General features: G+C 49.4%; 25 protein-coding genes and 1 pseudogene. 14 read left to right on the forward strand and 12 right to left on the reverse strand.

Annotated features, from left to right (window positions below; translation table 11 throughout):
• Positions 1 to 761: 761 nt before the first annotated feature.
• The 7 genes and pseudogenes from OXR61_RS22970 to OXR61_RS23000 all read right to left on the reverse strand — a co-directional run bounded on the left by OXR61_RS22970 (position 762) and on the right by OXR61_RS23000 (position 7,292).
• Positions 762 to 1,169, reverse strand: coding sequence for a DUF6527 family protein (locus OXR61_RS22970; protein ID WP_071844519.1), 408 nt, complete (start codon positions 1,167 to 1,169; stop codon positions 762 to 764).
• Positions 1,166 to 2,359, reverse strand: coding sequence for a ThiF family adenylyltransferase (locus tag OXR61_RS22975; protein ID WP_047740634.1), 1,194 nt, complete (start codon positions 2,357 to 2,359; stop codon positions 1,166 to 1,168). Before OXR61_RS22975 ends, OXR61_RS22970 begins: the two co-directional genes overlap by 4 nt.
• Positions 2,334 to 3,017, reverse strand: coding sequence for a multiubiquitin domain-containing protein (locus OXR61_RS22980; RefSeq protein ID WP_080962815.1), 684 nt, complete (start codon positions 3,015 to 3,017; stop codon positions 2,334 to 2,336). Before OXR61_RS22980 ends, OXR61_RS22975 begins: the two co-directional genes overlap by 26 nt.
• Positions 3,018 to 3,263: 246 nt before the next feature.
• Positions 3,264 to 3,604, reverse strand: a pseudogene (locus OXR61_RS22985) (transposase); the annotation flags it as partial.
• Between the two features lie 186 nt (positions 3,605 to 3,790).
• A complete protein-coding gene (locus OXR61_RS22990; protein ID WP_047740633.1) occupies positions 3,791 to 5,542 on the reverse strand; it encodes a hypothetical protein in 1,752 nt (583 codons plus the stop codon).
• Entirely contained in the window at positions 5,539 to 6,018 is a 480-nt protein-coding gene (locus tag OXR61_RS22995; protein WP_039356835.1) for a hypothetical protein, read from the reverse strand. Before OXR61_RS22995 ends, OXR61_RS22990 begins: the two co-directional genes overlap by 4 nt.
• Positions 6,015 to 7,292 (reverse strand): dsDNA nuclease domain-containing protein, encoded by a 1,278-nt coding sequence (locus OXR61_RS23000; RefSeq protein WP_227505318.1) that lies wholly within the window; start codon positions 7,290 to 7,292, stop codon positions 6,015 to 6,017. The genes OXR61_RS22995 and OXR61_RS23000 overlap by 4 nt, the downstream gene beginning before the upstream one ends.
• A gap of 588 nt (positions 7,293 to 7,880) precedes the next feature.
• On the opposite strand from OXR61_RS23000, the gene OXR61_RS23005 reads away from it, so the two are divergent.
• Together OXR61_RS23005 and OXR61_RS23010 are read left to right on the forward strand one after the other, a co-directional pair.
• Entirely contained in the window at positions 7,881 to 8,726 is an 846-nt protein-coding gene (locus tag OXR61_RS23005) for a DUF3289 family protein (protein ID WP_021509784.1), read from the forward strand.
• Positions 8,723 to 9,115 carry a DUF943 family protein gene (locus OXR61_RS23010; protein ID WP_021509783.1) on the forward strand — a complete coding sequence of 131 codons (393 nt, stop codon included), beginning with the start codon at positions 8,723 to 8,725 and terminating at the stop codon, positions 9,113 to 9,115. Before OXR61_RS23005 ends, OXR61_RS23010 begins: the two co-directional genes overlap by 4 nt.
• Before the next feature lie 136 nt (positions 9,116 to 9,251).
• Here the strand turns inward: OXR61_RS23010 and OXR61_RS23015 are convergent, their stop codons facing one another.
• Both OXR61_RS23015 and OXR61_RS23020 read right to left on the reverse strand, forming a co-directional pair.
• Positions 9,252 to 9,701 carry a GNAT family N-acetyltransferase gene (locus OXR61_RS23015; RefSeq protein WP_021509782.1) on the reverse strand — a complete coding sequence of 150 codons (450 nt, stop codon included), beginning with the start codon at positions 9,699 to 9,701 and terminating at the stop codon, positions 9,252 to 9,254.
• A gap of 85 nt (positions 9,702 to 9,786) precedes the next feature.
• Complete coding sequence (locus tag OXR61_RS23020; RefSeq protein WP_021509781.1) at positions 9,787 to 10,731, reverse strand: LysR substrate-binding domain-containing protein; 945 nt, start codon at positions 10,729 to 10,731, stop codon at positions 9,787 to 9,789.
• Positions 10,732 to 10,877: 146 nt separating this feature from the next.
• On the opposite strand from OXR61_RS23020, the gene OXR61_RS23025 reads away from it, so the two are divergent.
• The 9 genes from OXR61_RS23025 to OXR61_RS23065 all read left to right on the forward strand — a co-directional run bounded on the left by OXR61_RS23025 (position 10,878) and on the right by OXR61_RS23065 (position 19,784).
• Positions 10,878 to 11,828, forward strand: a complete 951-nt coding sequence (locus OXR61_RS23025; RefSeq protein ID WP_021509780.1) for a PDR/VanB family oxidoreductase — start codon at positions 10,878 to 10,880, stop codon at positions 11,826 to 11,828.
• Positions 11,825 to 13,021, forward strand: a complete 1,197-nt coding sequence (locus OXR61_RS23030) for an amidohydrolase family protein (RefSeq protein WP_021509779.1) — start codon at positions 11,825 to 11,827, stop codon at positions 13,019 to 13,021. Before OXR61_RS23025 ends, OXR61_RS23030 begins: the two co-directional genes overlap by 4 nt.
• Positions 13,011 to 13,466 carry a RidA family protein gene (locus OXR61_RS23035; RefSeq protein ID WP_021509778.1) on the forward strand — a complete coding sequence of 152 codons (456 nt, stop codon included), beginning with the start codon at positions 13,011 to 13,013 and terminating at the stop codon, positions 13,464 to 13,466. Before OXR61_RS23030 ends, OXR61_RS23035 begins: the two co-directional genes overlap by 11 nt.
• A 14-nt stretch (positions 13,467 to 13,480) precedes the next feature.
• Positions 13,481 to 14,359, forward strand: coding sequence for a creatininase family protein (locus tag OXR61_RS23040; protein ID WP_021509777.1), 879 nt, complete (start codon positions 13,481 to 13,483; stop codon positions 14,357 to 14,359).
• A 13-nt stretch (positions 14,360 to 14,372) separates the two neighbouring features.
• Complete coding sequence (locus OXR61_RS23045; protein WP_021509776.1) at positions 14,373 to 15,344, forward strand: ABC transporter substrate-binding protein; 972 nt, start codon at positions 14,373 to 14,375, stop codon at positions 15,342 to 15,344.
• Positions 15,341 to 16,171 (forward strand): ABC transporter ATP-binding protein, encoded by an 831-nt coding sequence (locus OXR61_RS23050; protein WP_021509775.1) that lies wholly within the window; start codon positions 15,341 to 15,343, stop codon positions 16,169 to 16,171. The genes OXR61_RS23045 and OXR61_RS23050 overlap by 4 nt, the downstream gene beginning before the upstream one ends.
• Complete coding sequence (locus OXR61_RS23055; protein WP_021509774.1) at positions 16,168 to 16,965, forward strand: ABC transporter permease; 798 nt, start codon at positions 16,168 to 16,170, stop codon at positions 16,963 to 16,965. The genes OXR61_RS23050 and OXR61_RS23055 overlap by 4 nt, the downstream gene beginning before the upstream one ends.
• 54 nt (positions 16,966 to 17,019) lie before the next feature.
• Entirely contained in the window at positions 17,020 to 18,408 is a 1,389-nt protein-coding gene (locus OXR61_RS23060; RefSeq protein WP_021509773.1) for an FAD-binding oxidoreductase, read from the forward strand.
• Between the two features lie 104 nt (positions 18,409 to 18,512).
• The gene (locus OXR61_RS23065) at positions 18,513 to 19,784 is read left to right on the forward strand and encodes a TonB-dependent receptor (RefSeq protein ID WP_021509772.1); all 1,272 of its coding nucleotides are present in this window, start codon (positions 18,513 to 18,515) and stop codon (positions 19,782 to 19,784) included.
• Between the two features lie 174 nt (positions 19,785 to 19,958).
• Here OXR61_RS23065 and OXR61_RS23070 read toward each other — a convergent pair whose 3' ends face one another.
• The 3 genes from OXR61_RS23070 to OXR61_RS23080 are packed head-to-tail and all read right to left on the reverse strand — an operon-like array spanning position 19,959 to position 22,559.
• Complete coding sequence (locus OXR61_RS23070; protein ID WP_031280162.1) at positions 19,959 to 20,615, reverse strand: methionine ABC transporter permease; 657 nt, start codon at positions 20,613 to 20,615, stop codon at positions 19,959 to 19,961.
• Positions 20,596 to 21,720, reverse strand: coding sequence for an ATP-binding cassette domain-containing protein (locus OXR61_RS23075; RefSeq protein ID WP_021509770.1), 1,125 nt, complete (start codon positions 21,718 to 21,720; stop codon positions 20,596 to 20,598). Before OXR61_RS23075 ends, OXR61_RS23070 begins: the two co-directional genes overlap by 20 nt.
• An 11-nt stretch (positions 21,721 to 21,731) precedes the next feature.
• Entirely contained in the window at positions 21,732 to 22,559 is an 828-nt protein-coding gene (locus tag OXR61_RS23080; protein WP_021509769.1) for a MetQ/NlpA family lipoprotein, read from the reverse strand.
• Between the two features lie 212 nt (positions 22,560 to 22,771).
• Here OXR61_RS23080 and OXR61_RS23085 point away from each other — a divergent pair, with 212 nt between their 5' ends.
• The 3 genes from OXR61_RS23085 (at position 22,772) to OXR61_RS23095 (ending at position 25,720) form a co-directional block, all read left to right on the forward strand.
• Complete coding sequence (locus tag OXR61_RS23085; protein ID WP_021509768.1) at positions 22,772 to 23,413, forward strand: TetR family transcriptional regulator; 642 nt, start codon at positions 22,772 to 22,774, stop codon at positions 23,411 to 23,413.
• Between the two features lie 78 nt (positions 23,414 to 23,491).
• The gene (locus OXR61_RS23090; protein WP_021509767.1) at positions 23,492 to 24,874 is read left to right on the forward strand and encodes a D-arabinono-1,4-lactone oxidase; all 1,383 of its coding nucleotides are present in this window, start codon (positions 23,492 to 23,494) and stop codon (positions 24,872 to 24,874) included.
• 18 nt (positions 24,875 to 24,892) lie between these two features.
• Positions 24,893 to 25,720, forward strand: coding sequence for a glycosyltransferase family 8 protein (locus OXR61_RS23095; RefSeq protein WP_021509766.1), 828 nt, complete (start codon positions 24,893 to 24,895; stop codon positions 25,718 to 25,720).
• The last annotated feature ends 45 nt before the right edge of the window (positions 25,721 to 25,765 follow it).

The following is a 25,765-nucleotide window of genomic DNA, read 5'->3' on the forward strand; positions in this document are numbered from 1 at the left end:
TTAGGCATTCATGTTCGCTGGAGATGGTTTTTTCTGTAAAGTCTCGCTCCGCCATTCTGATTCATATATATGATAGCTAAATTAAAATTTATTCAGAAAAATCAATCCAAACAACAAGTCGGCATAAAAATAATATAAAAAATGAATTAATTAATAATTAACAGTCACTCCAAGCCAGTAAAAATTAAAATCCCTCTCCTAGATTGATCTCCCGACTAGCCATATCATTATATATAAGCACCTCCCATGTGCTAGGCAGTTGTGGTTACAACATTAAGGCGATTGCAGTTATATTTCCGGCCTTGTTGTGTCAGCCTAAGCTGACGCGAGCCCTAATGAACTTCGCTGGCTTATGTCTCGTTACTTGTACGAACTCAGAGTTCGATAATTTTTCAGGTTTAGTACGCCTGGACCTTACCTATTTTGTCATTACTTACGACTAGTTGAGCAATCGCAGGAGACTTACTGATTTTGAGTCCTTAACAGCTACATCGTTTCCGGCTGGTTTAAATACTACTTATCGTGAGGCAGAATAGAGCAAATGGTTCTGGCCATTTTATTGTCCAGCACCGCCGATGCAAGTTTTACTGGCCGCTTTTTAAGGAGTTCTATTACCTAGGGCCCCGCCTGTTCACCTTTTGAGCTTGCGTTTTGCAAAAAATTTATTAACCATACATCCATATTTAATTTAAAAAAATTACAATAAAATATTAGGGAGGAGCAATCTAATTGCCCCCATGAATACTTCAAAAACCCAAATCTTATAAGCCAAGTTTATCTTTAATCCACAACCAAATTTTATTAAACACGCTCTGCTTGGAGTAAATGCGATTATAATGGTCAATTCGGGCTTGTTGCTCTCTATACCTTCCCTCTTGGATTTGCTTTTCAGTCCAAGCGCCGCACCATACTATCTTACCCTTTCTAATATAATAGTGAGATTTACATTCTTTTTGCCAATTACCTACAGAGGGATGTAAAGTTGGCCCCTGCTCAGTTTTAACAATACTCCACTCGTTGACATCTATTGGGGTTCTAATCTTTGCTCCGCATCCACATGCACATAAATGAGATGCCGTACCAAATCTTTCCGAGTAATAAAGGGTATTTGGCTCAAGATCTCTAGGCATACTATCAACTTCAACTAGCTTTATAGTAAAAGTTTTCATGATATTGACTCAGATACAATTTTCAAATCAGATATGTTGAATAATGTATGGTAAAAGTCTTCTTCACTCGAGTAAAATCCTTTATATTGCTTGAATTTTATAACTGCCAAGCAGGCATTCAATGCATTGAGCTCGCCGATTTGAATATTAGTGCGATATAAATTATCCCTTTGTTTAGATAAGTCAGAAAGATTTTTATCCAACACTTCTTGGGCGCTCCCCTCCGGATAGTAAGTAGTTCTTATCATTCCGCTTAAGGTTCCTGATTTCTTAGATAAGCCCATGCCAACATCAATGTAAGGTATTCCTAAACTAATTAATGCTTCAAATATCTCTGCTCTTGACTCCCCATTATCTACACAGACAAAAGCAAAAGTCACTCCCTGTAGTAACTCTAATGATTCTGTACCAATCTTCTGTGTTTTAAGGAAAACTCCATGTCTGAAATTATCATATCGCTCCTGATATACAGTGCTTTTCTTTTTCTTAAACTCGGTATTTTCCGTTTTCCCAGGAGACCTGAAAGCATTATGAATGAAGAAATCGTCGAAATCGAACCCCCTTATTTCCTTGACTGGAGTCTTGACCAAAAAATCAAGAATATAAGAACCAGTGCCCCCTAGCCCTATAATTGCTACAATTTCACTTTTAAATTTATTCGACAACTCAACTATTTCGGCTCTGCTCGTTAAAGTATCTTGGAATTTAAAAACGCTATTTTCTTCTATATCAATTTTATGATTAAAGGTATAAGGATCAACATTGTATAATTCCATAGCTGGTCCAGATATTATTGATGTATAGCTTTCAATTTTTTTAAAAAAATTTTCAAAGTTGCCAGGTACCCCTTTTACATAGGGTTTATTTGAAAATTGTCTTTGAACTATTAAATCTGTACAATTTTCGCTTAATGTTAATGTAGCAGGACGGTCTGCTAAATTCGGGATCAACATGCCGTTTACATCACAAGGAGATTCTCCGGTAAAAAAAACCTGATGATCTTCTTGCATAACAGTTTCTGCGTCTTTATATACGATTTTGCATATAAATGCAGCGTACAATAATTCCTTACTTTCATTTAAGTAAGGAATATCTCTAATTATCAGATAATTACTATCGAAGCTTACCGCATAACCTTTTTCAACTAACAAGTTTAAGTCTTGATTATGACTGACCAGTTTCTGAAACATTGAATTCCATCCCGTTTTTTACATTAATGATAGCGCCTTTAGTGAGAATGCCTTCAGGCTTTACCCCTGGACCTTTTTTATATTTAACAGAATACGTTATTTCAGGGTGGGTAGCGTAATCAGGCACTTCCAATGTGACTACCTCTTCATAACTAATTTCTTTTTTGTACCACTTATGTAAAATTCCTTCTACAAAAATATCAAATGATAAGTCAGGCTTCTTTTTAGTATAAAAGCGTTCAACACTGGGTTGGGTAATATCTATAAGCCTATCATCATTAACTATTTGATCAGCCTCATCCTTATACTCTAAAAATAGATCGAAATCGCTTGAGTTTTTTTTGATAAGTTTCTTTATATCCCCCCCCCTGATTGCCCTCGGCCAAACCAAGTTGAGACCATCAACAGTAAAATTATAACTAGCATCGCCTTCTATGATATAAATATCGCTAGGGCTGGAAATATCTATTTTTTCATTAGGCCTTAATTCTTCCAGCTCTAAATTTTTTACCTGCTGATAAACCCTATAATTTTCAACTGGGTGCACACCAAAAACATCAGCCAACTCTCCACCTGTAACTTTGGCATCGTCAAAGGTGAAATCACTAAATTCAAATTTATCATCGGAAATTTTAACAACGTAGTTATTGTTACTCATTTTTCACCTATCTTTTTTAGGAGGAATCATCATTGACTTTTTAAATCGAATTCATGTTTCAATTTATTACCGAAAATTACGACAGTCAAGTAAACATGAAATAATTAAGATTATTTTTATAAGCAATTGTTTTTTAACAATTATTTTTGAAGAATGAAGATTAAAAATCGAATTTCGATTAGTATTTACATCTTGCTGACAAATAATTTTTCTAAGAGAGGATTTAGGTGGGGGTTCGGGCTGCTAAAAATAGACTGCCCTACTCAGTGATAACTTCCTGCATGCCCGGCAGATGCTCATGCCAAATTTTTGCGATCAGATAGCCCATAAGTTCACGTTTTATCGTTGGTTTTAAAGCTTTTTTCGATGACATCTTTCAGTGCCCCATATTCACGACCAAGCTCGGCAAACATCCTTTTGAGACGACGGTTTTCATCCTCAAGGCCTTTCATCTTTTTGATATCAGAGGCTTCCATCCCACTGTACTTAGCTTCCCAGTTGTAGTTCGAGGCCACAGATATGCCTGCTTCACAGCAGAAATACTTGACAGCACGTACGGCTTTGACGTACTTCAAAACGGCGATGATCTGGTGTTCCGTGAATAGGGTTCAACGCATAGCGATGTCCTCAGGGAACATAATCCGGCTGTCGGAAGATCTCTAAAAGTGGATGATTCGTTTTGCAGGGATGCTTAAGGAGGTGCTCATATCATTATATATAACTTGCCATAATAAAATGACACATGCCGTAATAAACGGCATGAAAAAATTAAACTAGTATCTTCTTAAAAACATTTCATGCTGTTCACCAGGATATTTTGGTGTAAGCAAAATATCATTTTCATCACCTAAATACTTATACTCTGTGGAAGAGAATATAAATTGAAAATTAAACTTTTGAGATAACTTCTTCAAATTAAAAATGAAATTATTGATATCTTCGTAATGTATCTCATGCTGTTTAGGCGTATCGAATATTGCAAACATGAACGATTTATTTTCTAATTCAAGCATGCTTTCAATTAATGCACTACGATAAGCAAGTATAGCTCTTACTTTTGTACTTCCTTTGAGTTGCTCTAAAGTTTCAAAACCTAGAACAGGGCTAAAATCTTGCTCAAATGATATATTAAAATCTATGTTTGGGGTTTTTAAAACTTTTAGCCAACTGATGTACTTTTCTCTCAATGTAGATTTAACCCGCGTTAGCCGTGGTATTGACTGTCTATTTTTACCTAACCCCTCCAGTTTATCTAGCGCATTTTCCCGCTTATTAAGCATTTCGACATACTTATCCTCCAAAATTGATATTTTATGTAACTCACTTTTTTCTAACTGTAATTTAAACAACATAGATGTTATTGAAGAAATTGCATCAATTACTGATGAGAGGTCCTCTTCTTCTATGATTCCATTTCTCATAGAGTTGAGGTCTTCGACAGTTTTATTAACATAAGCTATTTCTTGTGTGATTTGATCATATCGTCCTCCATCCAAATTCAAGCTTCTTTCAATATCCTTGATTTGATCTTTAAGATATAAGAGATGTTTTGCATAACTTTCCGAACTACGCGAAAACATTTTACAATCAAGAGACGGACATATTTCTTCAAAAGAACGAAATATTCTTTTAGCTTCTTCGTTAAGGTTTAACGTATTGATCTCTGTATTAATTTCTTTCATTATCTGAACTAATGAAGACTCTCTTCTAGCGATAAAACTCAGTTCTTCGTTTAAATCCCTCAAGTTTTCTTTTTGTCTTCTTATAATTTCATCAATGCTATGAAGGGAATCATTCTTCAATGACTTACTATTTTTCAATACTGAAAGTTCATTTTTTAGATCTATAATTGAATTATCGATAGATTCTATATCTTTATCTTTATTAGCCTCTTTAGCTATTTCAATATCTCTTCTTTGTATAGCTAACGAGTTATCTAGGTATTTAATTTCCTCCATTATATTAATGGATTTTTTCTTAACATCGAAGGAATGTTTTTCGGGCAAAAAGAATACAATTCTAAGCATTTCAGAGAATTGATCTTTTATAAAATTATTTGGTGAATAATAAAACTTTGAATATCCGAAATCCTGATCTAAATAAAAAATTGGTAAAATAGTTGCTAAATACGGGTATGATTGCTTATTTTGGGTTGTAAGAAGAGATGGATATGCTAGTGATAGCTTTTCTAGGATATATTTAGAGTAATCCGCTTGATTATAAAACATTGATTTTTTGCTATTACATACTAATGATAAAATGAACTCAGTATGTTCAAAATCTCTTGTCGCCCTAAAATTATCATTTCCTATGGTAAAAGTAAGGGTGGCCGATTTGCATAGTTTATAAATATCCTCTCTGAACTTACATGGATACCCTAAGCAATAGGAGATAGATTGTAATAATGGAGTTTTGCCACATCCATTTGGGCCATAAAGCTCAGTTATATGCTCCCCAAAAATAAGCTCATCTGATTCAAGACCTGAAAAATCTCTTCCATTTATTTTGAGACTTAATAATTTCATAAAATTTCACCGTCCAATTTTGAATCAACGCAGTAATTCCTGTATGCTCTATCTATCAAGGCTAGATTATAAGACAAATCACTTTCATATATAAACACTTCGTCAATAACTTTCTTCCCCAATTTCGTAATGTTTAACTTGTTATTTCTTTCGTCTATTATAATTAGACATACTGACTCAAGGAAATTCAAAGCGGTAACGGTTCGTATCCTAAGATTTGCTGACCATCCTAATAATTGTGATGATCCTTTAAAACCTAGCATGACATCCTCTAAAAGTTTCCCTACCAAACCTCCAACTTCATTTACTCTTGGTTTCACTCTATTTTTAGATATTAAAAGTATTATCATGGCTATTAAAGGAAGTTGAAAAAGAGCTTCGTTATTAAGGCCAACACTTTCTTGTCTTTCAATATTTTTTATATCTATTCTAATATCTTTTTGAGATATACTATCGAAAAATTCATCGTAATTCATTTTGAACGCTCTACAAGTCTCGCAAAGAGGCTTCCAGTCAAAGCTTCTTTATCTAAAGAATTAAGTAAATTATTTTCAAATAACGAATCATGTAATTCATTAACAACCGATCTTAAGCCTGAGAGAAATAAAACACCATGCATAAATGTCAGCTTATCTAATGTTGAATTTATTTCACTATCTATAGTAATGTAATCTAAGTCAGAAATTACATGTCTGTTTTTTCTTAACCACTGATCCCATTTTATTTTACACCTTGCAAAAAAATCAATTTGACTTTCACTAGCTCCAGCCTTTCTTAACAATCTCTCAATCACAGATGCTGATTTCAATGCATGCTCATCCCCATTATAAAGAAACTCATAATAAGCATTTTTGGAGATACTCAGTACATCCAATAAATCATCTATGTCTATTCCAGACAGATCCTTAATATTGCCCCTTGAGCAATCGTTGATTTTTACGCTTGACTTATTATTAACAAGAGCTAAAAGAGAAAGTAATATCTCCTTAGCTTCAATATGTGATAAATCTATTTCGCTGTATTTAAAAATTTTTTCCTTTGCAAGAATCTCAAATGTTTCATGTTTGCTTTTTATATATTCAACATCGGTTTTAAATTTTAATTTCTTGAGGTTTTCTTTTATTTCTTCAATTTCGAGATTTTTCTTCCCGTCTCTGATAGAAATGAAGCAGTTATTAAACGAATCAATAATCAGTTTACAATGTACACTGGAAAACGCATCGGTTTTAATATCATCAATGACATTCTCAATATCTTCGTCAATATGGGTATTTGTAAGAAAAATGACTTCCTTACAGGTATCTTCAAAATTTATAGTGTGTTGTAATAGTTTACCGACAAAACTATCTCTAATCATCTCATCTGTTTGAGGGTTTTTTTTAGTTTTTCTTTTTAATATTCCAAATACTTCTCGAAGTTTCCATATTTCACGTAATTTCTCCTTAGTTTTGACTTGCACAAAGGTATAATGGATATCATTAGCGACAACTCTCTCGACCACAAAATCGTCGTGAAATTCACAAAACACACGTTTTACATCTTTACCTTCTAAAATTGATAAACACGCGATACTGGCCGCTCGAATTTGAGCGTTATATCGTTCTAATGTGTCTCTGCCTGCTTGTTCTCTCGGTTTAACCTCATGTAACTCAGCCATAACATTCCACATTGGTCCAAAAAAACATATAGATAATGTAAATGCTGAAATCATTTTTTGAAACAAAAAATTCAGAAAATCAATCACAAACATCTTAATTCAACACTGTTTTTTTATCCAGTTAAAAATGCAAATTATCCATGCTTCAAGATCTGTCAATTCATTTTATGCGAATGTCCGAACTTAATTTCACAGAAAAGGGAACTCTTAGACAATCCACTGTAGAGTTGATTTGGTTGAATTAGCCTTACTCCGTACGTTGAATGTGGTTAAGCGCATGATCAAAATGGGGTCACTTTGGTGGTCTTGACAACTCGAGAATTATGGATCACTATTTTTATCAGCCAGTTACTGGCGAAGGCGATCCCAGTCAGAGGAGCCAGATTTAAAGAAGCCCGCTCAGGGAAACCTGAGCGGGCTTTTTGTCTTCTGCGTCCCCCTTCTCCACACCACCATCCTGCCATGGCTTGCTGGCTGACCAGCGCTGCATTCACCCTGTCCTCAGTCGCAGGCATGTGCTCCCCGGGATTGCTCCGCAAAAACTCTGTGCCGCTTACGGAATTTAATGATCATTTTTTGTTCTGGCACCAGGCAGTGAAGCGGTAAAACCCGCAGCATGGGCAAATCTGCGCATTCATGTGTGTTTCAACAGGGACAAACACCAGCAAGGGAGCACTTTCTATGAGTAATGCTGTATTTCCAGCAACGGTTTTCACCACCCAGCGGCGTTTTAATGATTACTCTTCTGACGACATGCGTTATGGGGATATCCCAGAAGAGAGGCTGAAAAGAGAGTTTGGACTGGTCAACATATCAAACGTGGTGGATCCTTACACCCTGACCCGATTGACTGCCTTTGATACTCCGCAATCGAGGTTCGCAGGGGCATACAATGGCATACACCGTGGTGGCAAACTCAGCGTTGAACAATGTGCGCAACTACTGTTTGAAGAGATGCAGGTAACTTCTCTGCCTTACTCTTTCATCGGTCCGCACAGATATCTTATCAATCAAATGCTGAGGCATTTTCAGCTTTCACGCGGTTCAGCATTCTATAACGCTCAACTTAATTTAGCGTACCGTGATAAGTTACATTCTGATTATGATGCCAGAAAAACAACGTCGATCATGCGTGAGACCATAGGATTATTTATTGACTATAACAGCATGGGCTTTCCTCAGGAGAAATTAGAGCAATTAACTTCAGCCATTAAACTCTCAATTCTACCAAAGTTTGACTCAATGCTACTTGATAAAATCAATGGCATGGGGATTACTGTGCATGATGTCCATGCAACGAAAATAGAAATTATCCGTCTCGATGTTAACGATACTGGATGGCGTGCGAGTATCAAATTTTCCGGGCAGGACCATTTTGGGCTTGACGCCCGTGATATAGGTAAGCAAAAATTCAGCCAGTTCCAGTTTTTCAAAATCTGGTTTGTATTGCAACATTTTGACAGATTCGGCTTCCGTCCATTTCTGACTAACATGGAAGCGGTGATCGATATCGAGGGAAAGCGATGATGCGTAAGTTAGTTATTCCAGCCCTGGTGATAGCTTTATGCAGCCTCATTTATCTTTTTATCGGGAATGATAAAGTTTCTGTTATTGATGCTCATTATGATGGCAATACAGCAAAAATTATTGTTGATAATTTACCTTTTGCTGAGTCCAGGAAAATTGACTGGTGGAAAAATAATCGTGAAAAAATACTGGATAAATATAATATTCCATCTGGAAATAACACGCCGTTCCTGATCGCTATTTATGCTTTTGGAAAAGGCTATCAAGCGCAAGGTAACGAAGACAGGCTTTGCTTCTCTGATATGAAACCGCCAAAAAATTGTATCGACAAAAATATTCTTATGATGATTTGGCGTACCCGCGAAGGCGGCGTTAAATATCAATTTTAATATCCGGCCAGATTTAAAGAATCCCGCTCAGGGAAACCTGAGCGGGCTTTTTGTTTGTCGGTGGTCGGCGGGAAGATGAAGGGAGATACGCGCCTTCAAGAAAAACCCGCCAGACTGATGGCAGCTAATCGCGCAGTTAAAGTGTCTTACCCAGGCAAATGGCCTCTTCCCGGCCGCGGTAAGGCCCGTAATTTTCAATTTGCCGGTAACCCTGCTTCAGATAAAAATCCACGGCACGCTGATTAACATGCCGCGTTTCCAGCCACAGTTCACGATATCCCAGAGTTTTTGCCGCGGTTTCCAGAAACGCCAGCAAAGCGCGTCCGATGCCCGGTAAACTGCGGTCGGAGAACATTCTTTTCAGTTCGGCGATCCCGGGTGCCAAAGGCCGTAATGCGCCGCAGCCGACGGCACTGCCCTGCGCATCTCTGGCGATCACCCACAATGCGCCTTCACCCTGGAGGGTGTCCACGCTGGCGCGGCTGTTCCCGCCATCGCCAGTAATAGCCGCAAGCTCGGCGGAGAGTTTTTCAATCAGCCACTGTGATTCCGCCGAGCGCGGGTCTGCATGTTCAATCTTTACCATCGTGATACCTGTATAGCAGGAGGCTGCTGGGCCGTTAGTGGGTTGACATATCTTGTGCTGCGGGCCAGTCAGGCCACCCAGGCTTTTATACGCGGTGCTTTTCTTCCTTGCCGGCCTGCGCTTCCTCGCTCTCAATCATGGCAAAAAATAACTCCAGTTGACCCAGCATCATTGACGCGGCGACGGATAACTGGCGTTGGGGTGCCACACACAGCGACAGGGTAAAGGGTTTTAATACCGTGTCGATCAACGGAATGAATTTCAGTTCACCGCGACGATATTCGTCCACGATATCCAGCCAGCACATCAGGCTGATCCCGACATCATCACGCACTAACGATCGCAGCATATGAATGTTATTGGTGCGTCCCACTTCCTTCAGGCGTATGCCGGAACTGTTTACCAGCGCGTCCAGTGGATCGGCCAGCATTAACGGCGCAGCGGGCACAATAAACGGCCACGGCTCGCAATGGCTGAAGCGAATAGATTCCAGCGCTGCCAGCGGATGGTGACGGCTTACCACAATTCCCAGACGAAGATCGGCGAAGGATTTCACCAGCAGTTCACGCGAGCTTTGCGGATTTAGCATGATGCCAAAATCCGCATCGCCGGCGGTCAGCGCATTGGCGATATGGATGTTACTCATGGTAGTGAGGGTAAACGAAATGCCGGGATAATCTTCACGTATGCGCTGCAGGATGGATGAGAAGAAGCCACGATTTATGGCATCAATGGTGGCGATATGCACATGGCCATGTCGCAAACCACGCAGATCCTCTAATTGCGTACAAACCCGGCCAAAATCACGTTGCCAGTTTTTAGCCGCATTAAACAGGATCTCCCCCGCTGCCGTCATACATAAACCTGATGGATGACGTTCAAACAACGGCATATCCAGCTGTTCTTCCACACGTAAAATCTGCCGGTCAATTGAAGAGGCTGAGACGTGTAACACCTCGGAAGCCTTACGGAGCGAACCCTGACGGGCCACTTCGGTGAAATAAATCAGAAAACGGGAGAAGGCAAACATAGTGGGTGCTCTCTTTTTTGCAACGCATCATGCGAATTAAACAGATGGACGCTTACACAACGGCAAAATAATAATCGCCTCCATGATAAAGACAAGGGCATGCGCGGCATTAACGCTGATGACAGCCCTGTAAAGACAGGCTGATTATGAAATCATCACACCTGGCCGCCACCGTCATCGCAAAGCAGTCCAACGGTGCTGGCAATCTGTTACTGACGCTGGAAAGTGCCAGCGGCCAACCGCTCCCGGCCTTTACACCGGGCGCGCACATTGATGTCCATCTGCCAGCCGGCGGGGTGCGCCAGTACTCCCTGTGTTCGCCAGCCAGTGCGGCTGGCTATGAAATCTGCGTGCGTCTTGATCCCGCCTCGACGGGCGGTTCCCGCTGGTTGCATCAACAGCTGAATGTCGGCGATACCTTAACCCTGTCGGCACCGCGCAACCATTTTCCCCTGCCGGATGCACCGCGCACCTTACTCTTTGCGGCCGGTATTGGCCTCACGCCGCTGCTGGTGATGGCGGAAGCCCTGGCCGCGCGGCAGGCGGCGTTTACGCTGCATCTCTACCTCAAACGTCATGATGAACTGGCGTTTGCACCGCGTCTGGCGCAACTCGGTGATCGTGTCGTTATTCACTACAGCAGCGAAGGTGACAGCCTGCGCACCCGTATACCTGACGATCTGGAAACATCAGCCAATAGCGCGCTGGTAGCCTGCGGCCCGGCTGGCTTTATGCAACATCTGCAGCAGCGGGCGCTGGAACAGGGCTGGCAGCCAGAACAATGGCACAGCGAACGTTTCCATGCTGATGCGGCAATCCCCCCTGCAGGCGACAGCTTCGAGGTGGAGATTGCTTCTTCCGGCGCGCGTTTTCACGTCGGGCAGACGCAAAGCATTGCCGGGGTGCTGGCAGCGGCAGGCATCGACATCGAACTCTCCTGCGAACAGGGCATGTGCGGTGCCTGCATTACCGGGGTGTTAGCGGGTGAACCCGACCACCGTGACGAGGTGTTAAGCCAGAAAGAGCGTGCCGCGAATGACTGCATCGTGCTGTGCTGCTCACGTGCGCGATCTCCGCTGCTGGTGCTGGATTTATGAAAATCTATCCGGGCGCGACCGGCGCACGCTTACCCCGCTGGCTGCTGCCAGACAACTGGCCGATGCAGGGCCATCAGCCGCAGCTGGCGACGTTACATTTTCACCCTGAAGGGCTGAAATTTGCGCCCTGTGAAGGAGCATGTGCCGATTATCTGCCGCTCAATGGCGCGCTGGTGCTTCCCGCACTGATCGAACCGCATGCGCATCTGGATAAAACGTTCACCTTTGAGCGTAGCCCGGCACGCCAGCCCGGTTTACTGGCTGCGATTTCCGCGATGCATCAGGATCGCGTGCACTGGAGCCGTGAGGATTTGCAGCAGCGCGCTGAGCAGGCGTTGCGCTGGGCGGTGGGGAGTGGCGTAGGTGTATTGCGCACCCACGTCGACTGGTTCAGCCCTGAAGCGCCGCTGGCGTGGCAGGTGATCGGTGAGTTACAGCATCCGCTGTGCCGTATTGAACGCGTGGCGCTCGCCCCGCTGAGCTTTTTTGCCCGCCAGGATGATGCGCAGCATATTGCCGCCCAGGTGGCCGTCAGCGGTCCGGGCGCGCTTCTCGGCGGTTTCATCCACAGCAGCAACTGGGATGCAGTCGCCTTCGCCAATCTGCTGCACGCGGCCGAACAGTGGCAGCTCGATATCGACCTGCACATAGATGAAGAGTTGAATGCCGATGCGCAGGGCATGCGCTGGCTGGCGAACTACCTGCAACAACATCCGTTCAGTGGCCAGATTACCTGCAGCCACAGCTGTGCGCTGTCTCAACAGGAAGATGCCCTGCAAATTCTTGACCGGCTGGCCCTGCACCGCGTGACGCTGATCGCCCTGCCCCTGACCAACCTGCTGCTGCAGGACGCGGTGCCTGATCGCACACCGCGTCAGCGCGGATTGACGCTGGTGAAAGAAGCGCAGGCGCGGGGGCTTTCACTGCTGCTGGGCGCTGATAACGTGCAGGACGCTTTCTGCCCCCTCGGCAGTTATGACCCGCTCGATACCCTGTTCAGCGGCGTATTGAGCCTGCAGCTGGGTTCTGCCTTTGATGAAGCCTCTCAGCTCATCTGCCAGCCCGATGCGCTTTATCACAACGATGTGGTGATTTTTCCGTCTGCCGATGCGGCAAGCTGGCCGCTGCGCCAGCGCCAGCGCTATCGGCTCAAACAGGGTGTGCGTTATGGAGACGAAACAGATGACGCTTGATGATGGCGCGGGTAAACCGCTGGCCAAATATGCGGCGTGGCGACGCGTCGGCGACTTTATTTTTCTCTCCGGCATTATTCCGGTGAACCCGCAAACCGCCACCATCGTGCGCGGTTACAGCGATATCCCTGACGCGGCGCAACGGCTGCTGGGACGCAGCGGTGAATTCTCTACCGATTTCAAAGAGGGCCCGATTCTGGCACAGAGCTGGTATGTGCTGGAGAGCATCCGCACCACCGTTGAACGCGCCGGTGGGCAGATGAGCGATGTGTTCAAACTGGTGCAGTATTTCCGCAATCTGGACCATTTCCCGCACTACAGCCGGGTGCGCAGGCAGTTCTTCCCGGATGAACCGCCGGTGTCAACGGTGGTGCAGGTCAGTGAAATGTTGCCCAGCCCGGACGTATTAATCGAAGTTGAAGCCACGGCGTGGTTGCCACAATAACGCGAGGAAACAGTATGTTGCATGGTTATATCCCGGCAAACCGCTTTTTGCCGTATCTGAGCTGGACCGACATTGCCACGCTGGATAATAAAGCCAACACGGTAATCGTTTTGCCGACCGGGGCGATTGAACAGCACGGCCCTCATCTGCCGTGCGCCGTGGACAGCGTGATTTCATCGGGCGTGGTCGGGCATGCGCTGGCACGTTTGCCCGCTGACATCCCCGCGTACGCCATTCCGCCGATCACCTACGGTAAATCCGATGAGCACCTGCATTTTCCCGGCACGTTAACGCTGACCGGCGAAACCTTATTACATACCATTCTGGAGATTGGTGAATCGCTGTATCGCGCCGGTTTTCGCAAGTTTCTCATGGTGAATGGCCATGGCGGCCAGCCGCAGCCGCTGCAAATGGCCGCACGCGAACTGCGTCTGCGCCACGGTGACATGATCATCATTATGCAGGACACCTTCAAAGTGCCTAACTGCGCCGAAAGCTTTATGGACGATAAAGAGCGCCAAATGGCGATGCACGCCGGTCACGCGGAAACCGCGCTGATGCTGGCGCTCGCCCCCGATACCGTGCAGATGAGCCAGGCCGTGGCGAATTATCCGCCTGAATTTCCCTGCCCGACGCTCTCCACCAGTAAACCGATGGCGGCATGGGCTTCCTATGATTTCGGCCCCAGCGGCGTGATTGGCGATCCACGGCCTTCCACGCCCGAACAAGGCGCGGCGATTCTGGATTCGCTGGCGGAAAGTTGGGCACAGGTCATCACCGAAGTGCATCAAATGAGCTGGGTGACGCGCGCTGAACCGGCATGGGGCACCGGTCACTGGCAGGGCAAAGTGTTAGACCACAACGACGCAGCATCACTCTTACCACCGCGCTAAACGGGGATCGACGATGAATAAAAAATTGAACATGATTGCGGCACTGTCGCTGGCGCTGTCGGCCCAGAGCATGGCGGCGGAGAAATTCACCTTCATGACCAACTGGTATGCGCAAGCCGAGCATGGCGGTTTTTATCAGGCACTGGCGCAGAATCTGTATAAAGATGCCGGGCTCGACGTCAGCCTGAAAATGGGTGGCCCACAGGTTCACACCATGCAGCTGATGGCGGCAGGCCAGGCGGACTGCATCATCAGCGACAACATGCAGGCACTGGAATCCTGGCAGCAAGGCGTGGAAGCCATGCCCGTTGCCACCACGTTCCAGCACTCGGCGATTGCTTTTCTCACCCATCCTGATGTGAAAGATAAAGCCGATCTGCAAGGCAAAACCTTCCTGCTGGCGGCGGAAGCTTACACCTCCTACTGGCCGTGGGCCCAAAGTGCGCTCGGCCTGAAAAATGCGCGCGTGCGCCCTTACACGTTCAGCATCCAGCCATTCCTGGCAGATAAGACGCTGGTGCAGCAGGGTTATATCACCTCGGAACCTTTTGCGGTGCAGAAAGCCCATGCGCAAGCCAATGTCTACCCGATCAGCGAATGGGGCTATCCGCCTTACGGCAACAGTATTGTGTGCATGAAATCGACCATTGAAAAACGTCCGCAAGCGGTGGCCGCGTTCGTCAAAGCCTCAATGCAGGGCTGGAAAAACTATCTGCAGGATCCGCGCGCTGGCAATGCGCTGATCCGCAAAGAGAATCCGCAGATGAGCGAGGAGCAGATCGCCTTCGGCATTGCCCAGATGAAGAAATACCAGATGCTGACGGGCGGTGATGCGCAAACGGCGGGTATCGGTATCATTACCGAGCCACGGCTCAAACAGACATGGCAACTGCTGGTGGACAACAAGCTGATCGATCCGGCCAAAGTGCCGTTTGCAGGTAGCTACACGCTGCAGTTCATCAAAGACGTTAAGGTCATGCCATGAACACCGCCAGCAACATAACGCCGATCAATCCGGATAGCCAGCCGCGGCCTGTAGCGCCGCCGGCGATTGAGGTGCTTTCTGCGGAGAAAATCTATCCCAACGGGACGCGGGCGCTGCTGCCGGTCGAACTGACGGTGCGTCAGGGCGAATTTGTCTCACTGCTCGGTCCCTCCGGCTGTGGCAAAAGTACGCTGCTGAAAATGATTGCCGGCTTAATTGAACCCAGCGATGGCAAACTGATGTTGTTCCGCCGCGATCGCCGGGAGAATCAACGTGACCTGCCGCTTTCCTTTGTGTTTCAGGAAGCGACACTGATGCCGTGGAGCAGCGTGCACAAGAATGTCCGCCTGCCGCTGGATCTGGCGGGCGTTCCGCGCGCCGAAGCCGATACCCGCGTGCGCGAGATTCTGGAACTGGTTGGCCTGGGCCAGTTTGGTCACGTATTACCGCGCGAGCTTTCCGGTGGCATGCAGATGCGGGTGTCGATTGCTCGCGGTTTAGTGACGCGTCCCAGGGTGCTGTTGATGGATGAACCGTTCGGCGCCCTGGACGAAATCACCCGCAACAAACTGGACAGCGACCTGCTGGAGCTGTGGCAGGAACAGAAGCTGACGGTCGTGTTTGTTACCCACTCCATTCAGGAAGCCGTATTCCTGTCGCAGCGGGTGATCATGATGGCCGCACGACCGGGCCGCGTGGTGGATGATATCCGCATTGACACCAGCCAGCCGCGTGATGATGCGTTTCGTGTCAGCCAGCCGTTTACCCATTATGCGCAGTTGCTGCAGCGCGGCCTGCTGGCAGCCAGTCAGGAGAGCCAGTCATGAAACCGCTCGCAGCAAACCGTAGATTTCAACAGTGGCTGTTTCCAGCGGTGGTGGCCGTCGCCATGCTGCTGTTGTGGCAGTTTCTGGTTACCGCGTTTAAGGTCCCGGCGTTTCTGGTGCCTTCGCCGGTGGTGGTGGCACAAAGCCTGGCGCAAAACTTTCCTGCCTTGTTTATGTCGCTGCTTTACACCCTGAAAATCACGCTGATCTCGTTTGCGCTGGCAACGGTGATCGGTTCCCTGATTGCCTTTTTGCTGGTGCAAAATCGGTTTATCGAGACGGCGTTATTTCCTTACATCGTCTTTCTGCAAGTCACGCCGATCGTGGCCATTGCACCGCTGATCATTATCTGGGTGAAAGACACCACCGCATCGCTGGTGGTGTGCGCCACCCTGATGGCGGTGTTCCCGATCATCTCCAGCACCACCCAGGGTTTACGCAGCGTGTCGCCGGGTCTGCTGAGCTACTTCAGGCTGAACCATGCCTCGCGGCTGCAAATTTTACTCCGCCTGCGCATTCCATCTGCATTGCCCTACTTCTTTGGCGCGCTGCGTATTTCCAGCGGTTTGTCACTGATTGGTGCCGTGGTGGCGGAGTTTGTGGCGGGCACCGGCGGCACGGATACCGGGCTGGCCTACCAGATTTTACAGGCTGGCTATCAACTCAATATCCCGCTGATGTTTGCCGCATTGTTACTGATTTCTCTGGCCGGCTTTCTGCTGTTTGCCCTGATGTCGTGGCTGACGCGCCGCGTATTAGCCGCCTGGCACGAGAGTGAGTTAAGCCCGAATTAATGCCAAACGGGCGGAAAACCTCCGCCCTGCGCCCCCTACGAATAGGAGCATTACATGTCTGAACCCGATCGCCAGTCTGCCCTGGCGGCGCTGGTCGCGGCGTTGCCGGAACTGGAGTGGATTAAAGAAGCGCCGAAAGTGAAACGTCTGTCACGCGACTTTCACTGGTTCAGCCCGGTGCTGAAATCCCAGCTGGAAGAGAAATTTGCCGAGCTGGCCGTGCGTCCTCGCGATGAAAACGAGCTGCTGGCGGTGGTGGCCGCCTGTGCAAAAGCCCGTGTGCCACTGAACCTTCGCGGTGGCGGTACCGGCAACTATGGCCAGCTGATTCCGCTCAATGGCGGTGTGATAGTCGACATGACACGCCTGAACAGCGTCACCGCGCTGGGCACCGGTACGGTGCGCGCGCAGGCGGGTATTCGATTAGGCGATCTCGAAGCCCACACGCGCCCGCACGGCTGGGAGTTACGTTGCATGCCCTCAACCTGGAAACTTGCCACACTTGGCGGGCTGTTTGGCGGCGGTTTTGGCGGGGTGGGATCGATTAACTACGGTCCACTGGCCGCGCCAGGCAACGTGCTGTCGATTCGGATGATGACCATGGAAGAGACGCCGCGCATCATCACTTTACAGGCACCGGATGCGCTGCTATTGCATCATGCCTATGGCAGCAATGGCATCGTGCTGGAGATCGAACTTGCGCTGGCGCCCTGCCATGACTGGATCGAACGTCTGGATACCTTTGCCGATTTTCCCTCCGCGATGGCTTATGCCGATGCGCTGGCGCGGTCGCCGGGCATCGTTAAACGCCAGATTGCCGTGTTTGCCGCACCGGTACTGGATTATTTCAGCGATTTAGCGGATGCGCAGGTTAAGGGGCAACACGGTGTCATTTCGGTAACAGGAAGCGAGAGTGATGGTCTGCTGCCCGCCCTTGTGGCGCAACACCATGGCCATAATGCATTGCACTTTGCCGAAGGTGAAAATAGCGGCCACTCCCTGATTGAATATTGCTGGAACCACACGACCTTGCAGGCATTGAAGATCGACAAGACCCTGACCTATCTGCAAACCGCGTATTCCCCGGATAATTATTATCAACAGGCACTGGCGATGGAAGCCGAATTATCGGATGAGGTGATGTCACATATTGAATTTCTGCGCGACATGAACGGTGCGCTCACCTGTAGCGGCCTGCCATTAATCCGTTACAGCAGCCCGGAACGGCTCAACGCCATTATGGATATTTATCGTAGCCATAATGTGAAAATAAATAATCCGCATGTCATTCATATTGAGGATGGCAAACAAGGTATGGTGCGGCCTGATGTGGTTGCCCTAAAATCCGCCTGCGATCCTTACAACTTATTAAACCCCGGCAAGCTACGTGGCTGGGAAGTACGTGAAACCTTGCCGGCGGTACATATTCCCGGCGTTAATTGATCATCACTTTTTATTTACGGCATAACTCACCGCCGGGTGATCCTCTCACCCGGCTGGCATCGTTACGCTTTCCTCATCGGGTGTGTTTATTCAGGGATCATGCAATGAGAGCACTAAAACGTGTCGGTTTACTTGCGCTGTTTTTCCCCTTCGCGCCAGCAACACTGGCTGCGACACAAAGTAATATCAGCGACTGTCATTACGATGCCAGCGGTGTAGACAGCTTCAGCGATATATTCACCTGCGGTACCGTTAGCGGCAGTTTACGTACGCTCTACTACTCCACGCACAATGCCTATTTTTCCAAAGGCTTTAATCAGGACACCACCAGTTACGGCGGCAGTGTGAAATATGAAACGGCTCCCGCGTATGGTTTTCGTGCTGGCGTGAGCGCCATCTTTTTGCGGGGGATTGATCACCCGGATGAAGCGCATACCATCAGCGACATTGGTGATAATCAGACCAATATCGGGGAAGCTTATTTAAGCTGGCAACAGGATGATTTTAAAATTACTGCCGGCGATCAACGCATTAACATTCCCTTCGTCGGTGACTATGACTGGCGTATTACACCGATACTCTTCAGGGGCGTTGATGCCAATTATGGCGACAGCACCCAGTATTTACATGCGACCAAAGTCTGGCGCTACAAGCCCTGGGGCGACGATCAGTTCCTGGATACCACGGCCTATTCGGATATCGATGAGCGCACTAACGGCATGTGGGCGATTGGTGGCGGACAGGGCACGCAGTGGGGTAACAAAAAACTTACCGGACAAGTGTGGTATCAGGAATATGCTGATTATTCCCGCGTTGTCTATGGCGAAAGTCATGTGCAGTGGCAGGATACATTGTTGCAGCCGGATGTGGCTCTGCAGTTTATTCGCGGTACCAGCTTAGGGAAAGCGCTGGCCGGAGAGGTCAATAGCACCTCTTACGGTGCTCAGCTCGCGCTGAGTTTCACTCCTGCACTGAACTGGAAATTGGGCTACGACCATATTGCTGCCAGCCCCAATAGCTGGGGTAACGGTTCACTGGTGGTGCCTTATGCCCACAACAGTTCATCGGGTCCCTATTTCGCCCAGCCGTTTTTCACCAGTACCCAGGATCTTGGCAGTGGCAATGCATATATGACCAACCTGAACTACGTGCTTAATGAGCATCTTTCTCTGGGTACACAATATTCGTTTATGGATTTAAAACCCTCGGCACAGTCTGCCAGCATTAATCAGTCGGAATATCTGGTGTATTTCACCTGGGCGTTCAGCGGTGTATTAAAAGGATTAAGCGTGACCGATTTTGCCGGCGTGCAGACATCGCCTCTGTACGATTCACATTTCTGGCAGAATCGTTTGAGTTTGCAATACGACTTTTAATCATTCATTCCATCAGAATTAACTGTCTTTACCTGCTGCCCAGGATGGATGAATTGCTGATTAACCCATAGGCCCCTTTAACAGGGGCCTGTTGAGTTTTTGTACAATATTCACCGCCAGCGCCTGATGCGAAGCATTTGTCTGCAGGAGAGCGTACTGGCGCAGACGTTTTTCTCAGTGCCGCCTGTCAATGCGCTGCACCAGCCGATCGCCGAGCCACTGGATACCGCACACCAGCACGATCAGTACGGCGATCACCGCCACCATCACCGCGGTGTCAAAACGCTGATAACCGTAGCGAATTGCCAGGTCGCCCAGACCGCCCGCCCCGATGGCACCCGCCATTGCCGAGGCGCCGATCAGCGCCACCAGCGTGACGACAAAACCGGAAAGAATGCCCGGCAGCGCTTCAGGAATCAGCACCTCCCAGACAATACGTATTTTGCTGGCACCCATGGCACGCACCGCATCAATCAGCCCGCGATCGACATCGCGCAGTGAAACTTCCGCTACCCGGGCAAAATAGGGCGTGGCGGTGATCGATAACGGTACAATTGCGGCCCAGGTGCCCAAAGAGGTGCCGACCAGCAGACGGGTAAAGGGAATCAGCGCCACCAGCAGAATAATGAACGGCAGCGAGCGAAAGCCGTTGATCACTACGCCCAGCAGACGATTGATGCTCCGGTTTTCAGCAATGCCGCCGGGGCTGGTGGTCACCAGAATCAGTCCCAGCGGTAATCCGGCCAGCAGCGAAAACAGGCCGGCCACCGCCGTCATCAGCAGCGTTTCACCCAACGCGTTGAGCAGTAAATCAATCATCACTGGCGACATAACCGACCAACTCCACCTGTGCCTGCTGCGCACGCAGCCAGCTGAGAACCTGATACTCATCGGCCGCGTTGGCGGCCGGGAGCGCAATAAAGAAACGCACTACCGCGTAGTGCTGAATGTGGTCGATGCCCCCCTGCAGCAGGCGAAATTTACCCGGCAGAGCGCTGGCAAACTGCGTCAGCAAATCCCCTTGCGCCGCCACGCCAGCAAAGTGAACGCTATAGATCGCCTCACCTTCACGCTGTTCGCTAAGCCGCGCTGCGAGATTCTCCGGCAGCTGCGGCAGCAACCCGCGCAGCAGCGTGCGCGTCAGGGCGGATTGCGGATGGGCGAACACCTGCCACACCGGGCCCTGCTCGACAATCTCCCCGGCGTCGATGACGGCCACGCGATGCGCCACGGATTTGATCACCTCCATCTCATGCGTGATCAGCAGAATGGTGATACCAAGCTGCTGATTGAGCGATTTCAGCAGCGCGAGAATCGAACGGGTGGTTTCCGGATCGAGCGCCGACGTGGCTTCGTCACACAGCAGCAGCGCCGGGCTGGCGGCCAGCGCGCGGGCAATGCCGACGCGCTGTTTTTGTCCACCGGAGAGCGCCGCCGGATAGTGTCCGGCCTTGTCGCTCAACCCCACCAGCGCCAGCAGTTCCGCTACGCGCTGGTTGCGCTGTGCCTTTTCCATGCCGGCTATTTTCAGCGGCAGCGCCACATTCTGCGCCACGGTTTTTGCCGACAACAGATTGAAGTGCTGAAACACCATGCCGACGCGACTGCGCACCGCCTGCAGCTGCTGTTCCGACAGACCGGTAATACGCCGCCCTTCAATCTCGATTACGCCTTCATCAGGCTGCTCCAGCCCGTTGAGACAGCGAATCAGCGTCGATTTTCCGGCGCCGCTGCGCCCAATCAGGCCAAGGATTTCGCCTTTTTGCACCGTCAATGAGACATTGCGCAGCGCCTGTGTCTGGCCGAAACGGCGCGACACGCCCTGCAAACGCACCACATTACTGTGCTGCGCCACGCGATCGCGTACTGTTGTCTCTTCGATCACGCCGCGCGCCACGGCGGTCAGGGGCACGGTGGCCTCGGAAAATAGCGTCATGGATGGGTTCCTTACCAGGCGGTTTCGCCCGTGCCTTTGTAGACCTTGTCAAACACCGTTTTGACGGCATCGTTCTGGTACGATGCCACCAGGGTTTTCACCCACGGGGCGCTGGCGTTCTCTTTTTTCACCGCGATAAAGTTGTTGTACGGATTGTCTTTCACCGGCTCCTGCGCGATACGATCCGCCGCGGTCAGACCGCTTTTCAGCGCCCAGTCGGTATTGACCACTGCCGCATCGAGATCCGGCACCGAGCGACCAATGATGCCGGAATCCAGCTCTTTGATTTTCAGGTGATGGGGATTGTCAGTGATGTCGGCCGTGGTCGCGGCAATGCCGACGCCCGGTTTGAGTTTGATCAGCCCCTGTTGCTGCAGCAGCACCAGACCGCGCGCCTCGTTCGACGGATCGTTAGGCACGCCGATTACCGCTCCGTCTTTCAGAGTGGCGGCACTTTTCACTTTCTTTGAATAAAGACCGATCGGCCAGACGGCGGTATCGCCGACGCGCACGATGTCGTAATGATTGACCTTGATTTGATTATTCAGGAACGGCTGATGCTGGAAGGCATTGGCATCCACTTCACCATTCTGTAACGCTTCGTTGGGCTGATTATAATCATTGAAAATCACGGTCTTCACCGTCAGCCCTTTCGCGGCGGCCTGCTTGATCACTTCACGCCAGACGTCTTCGTCCTCGCCGCTCATGATACCGACCTTCACCAGGGTTTTATCCGCCGCCTGCGCCATTGAAAACGGCGCGACCACGCTGCCGGCAACCAGTAACGCGCCGACAGTTAACAACAATTTATTTTTGGCTGATACAAAGCGTGTGTGCATAAATTATTTCCTGAGTGTTATTATTACGCGAGTCAAAATAAGCTGCCGTGATCGACAGATACGCGCAGTATACGCAGTTGCTTATTCCAGCATTATGATTTATCCAGGAATGCTATTCCTGAAATGAATAAAGCCATGCCGCCGCTCGTCGCGCCAAAAGGCCCCGGGCGGCTGTGCTACCATGCCTGTTTGATTGACCGTTATTGAGCGCTATGTCGGATACCACACCCAAACGTAAAAATGACCCGGAAGGGTTGAAAAAACGCATCCTCGCGGGTGCGCTGCAAACCTTCGCCGAATACGGTATGCAGGGCGCGCGAATGGAGCAGATTGCTGAACTGGCACAGACCACCAAGCGCATGGTGGTGTATCACTTCATCAACAAAGAGAAGCTGTATATTGAGGTGCTGGAGCAGGTGTATCAGGCGATCCGCCAGCATGAAACCGGCCTGAATCTTACTACGCTGGAGCCGGAAGAGGCGATGATCAAACTGGTGGAAGCCAGTTTTGACTATCACGTCACGCATCCTGATTTTATGCGCCTGGTGTGTACAGAAAACCTGCTGCGCGGGCGTTACATCATGCAGTCTGAGCGCATCAAAGCGATGAACAAAAGTACCCTCGATTTGCTGGATGACATCCTGTCCCGCGGCCAGCGTCAGGGCATCTTTATCGACGGCCTGGATACCGTGGACGTACACCGCCTGCTCAGCAGTATTTGTGTGCATCACGTCTCCAACCGCTACACCTTCCACACCCTGTTTACCCCCCACGACAGTGAAGAGGACAGTATTCGCCGCAACCGTCAGCTGGCGGTGACGGCCACGCTGCGCTATATCCGCAAAGCCCCGTAATCTGCGGGTTCGCTGTGATGGTCTACGCTTGATCAAATAACCGGGACCGTGACAGACCTCAGATTAAGGAACGCTGTAGTGAAGAAAGATGCTCTCCTCTATCCGTTACGCAACACGCAACATACCGATGACACGCCTGCGCTCTGGAACTGGGCGCAGAATTCGGTAGTTGGCCAGCGCCAGCAATTGCATCAGCCGCGTAGTGAAGCCGAGCTGCAACAGCTGTTGCGCGACTCGCACGGCAAAGTGCGCGTGCTCGGCAGCCGTTTGTCGCCCGGTCGCATGCTGTGCGTACAGCCGCAGGACGTGCTGCTGGTTCTCAGTGCGCTGCGCGGCATCCTCGCTCAGGATGAAGAGAGCGTAACGTTTGCCGCGGGCACGCCGCTGCAGCAGGTGTATGACAGCCTGACAAAGATGGATCGCATGCTCGCCTCTTCGCCCGGCGTGATTGCGGTGCAGACGCTGGCCGGCGCGCTGGCAACCGGCACCCACGGTCAGGGCCTGGCACAGAGTTCGCTGGCGGACGAAGCGCTGCATATCCGCATGGTGCTGGCCGATGGCAGCGTGCGCGAGTTTCAGCGCGGCGACGCCGATTTCCCGGCGGCGATGGTTTCACTTGGCGCGCTCGGCATCGTCACCGCCATTACGTTGCGTACTCAGCCATTTCGCCTGTTTACCTGCCATAAATTCGCCGCGTCTGCCGATTCACTGGAACAGGATTTGCTGACGTGGAATGAGCAGCACGAACTCAGCAAAGCCTGGTGGTTTGTCGATGACAACCTGATGCATGTCTGGAACGCCGATGTCGCCAGTGCCGAGGACAGCCAGGCATGGTACGACCATCAGCGCGAAGTGATTGAGCACGGCGATCAGGCCGACAGCAGCCTGAACGATACCATCGATCAGACGCTGGAACACATGCATCGCGACACGCAGATTCACGGCAAAGGCGGCAAACAGTTCCGTACCGTCACCCGCTTCCGTGATTTCACCGACATCAGCGGCGATATCTACCAGCTGTTTTGTCGTGGCATCGCCGTACCGCAGATCAACGTTGAGATTGGCGTGCCGCTGGCCAAAACGCCGGAAATTATCAGCAAGATTAAAGCCTGGTACGCGCAGAATCGTCCGCACATGCACTATCCCATCATCCTGCGCTGCACCGGCGCTTCACAGGCGTGGATGAGCCCGGCGCATCAGCAACCAACCTGCTTTTTTGGTTTCGTGGTGTATTACGCGGATGACGGCTCACTGTCGCAGGACGGACTGCATTTCCTCACCGAAGTGGAAAAACTGCTGGCGGCAGAAGGCGGACGTCCGCACTGGGGTAAATATTACGATCCGCAGCGCTATCAGTGGCGCGCCATCTATCCGCAGTGGGATGCGTTTCGTGCAGTGCGTGAACAGCTGGATCCGACGCACCGCTTTAGCAATGACTATGTTACGGCTTTGTTTGATTGAGTTTGATGGGGAGAAGCTATGTACGCCTGGGTAACGCTGTTAACGCAGCCGGAATATTATGTCGGGGTGAAAGCGCTGCATCGCTCACTCAAACGCAGCGAAACGCGCTGGCCGCTGATTGTGATGGTCACCGATGCCATCGATCTGAGCATTCGCGAAGCATTACAGGCGCTGGGCTGCGTGATCCATCCGGTCCAGCCGCTGATGCCGGACGCCGCGCTGGAGCAGCATTATGCCTCGGCACAGTTTGGTGAAGTATGGAGCAAGCTGCGCGCCTGGGAGCTGACCGGCTGCGAGCGCGTGGTGTTTCTTGATGCCGATATGCTGGTGCTGCGCAACATGGATGAGCTGTTTACGCTTGACCTCGGCAAGCATGCGCTGGCGGCCTGTCACGCCTGCCGCTGCAACCCGAATCAAATCGCCAGCTATCCCGACAGCTGGCAGCCGGAGCATTGTCACTACACCTGGCAGGCGCGCGGTGAGACGCCTCCCGCCGATCTTGATAACTATCTCAACGGCGGCTTTCTGGTGCTGCAGCCGGATCAGGCGGTATTCGACTGGCTGCAGCAGAAAGTGGCTGAGATTGACGACCTGCGCCGCTATCCGTTCTCCGAACAGGATTTGCTCAATGAGGTGTTTGCCGGACGCTGGCTGCCGCTGCCGTACATCTACAACGCGCTGAAAACCCTGCCGTTCCAGCACGCCGGCTTATGGCATGACAATGAGGTGAAGAATCTGCACTACATTCTCGCCAAACCGTGGAAGCGCGACCTGAACCAGCCAGAGGCGCAGCGCGACCGTTATTATGCGCTGGATAAGCTGTGGTGGGAGCTGGGCGCGGATTAATGGCTGGTAACGTCGCGATTTATCGGGCAATAGTTGGTCGCCATT

The organism is Pantoea sp. GM_Pan_4 (assembly GCF_026541005.1).
In the GTDB taxonomy this organism is placed as follows: Bacteria; Pseudomonadota; Gammaproteobacteria; order Enterobacterales; family Enterobacteriaceae; genus Pantoea; species Pantoea dispersa.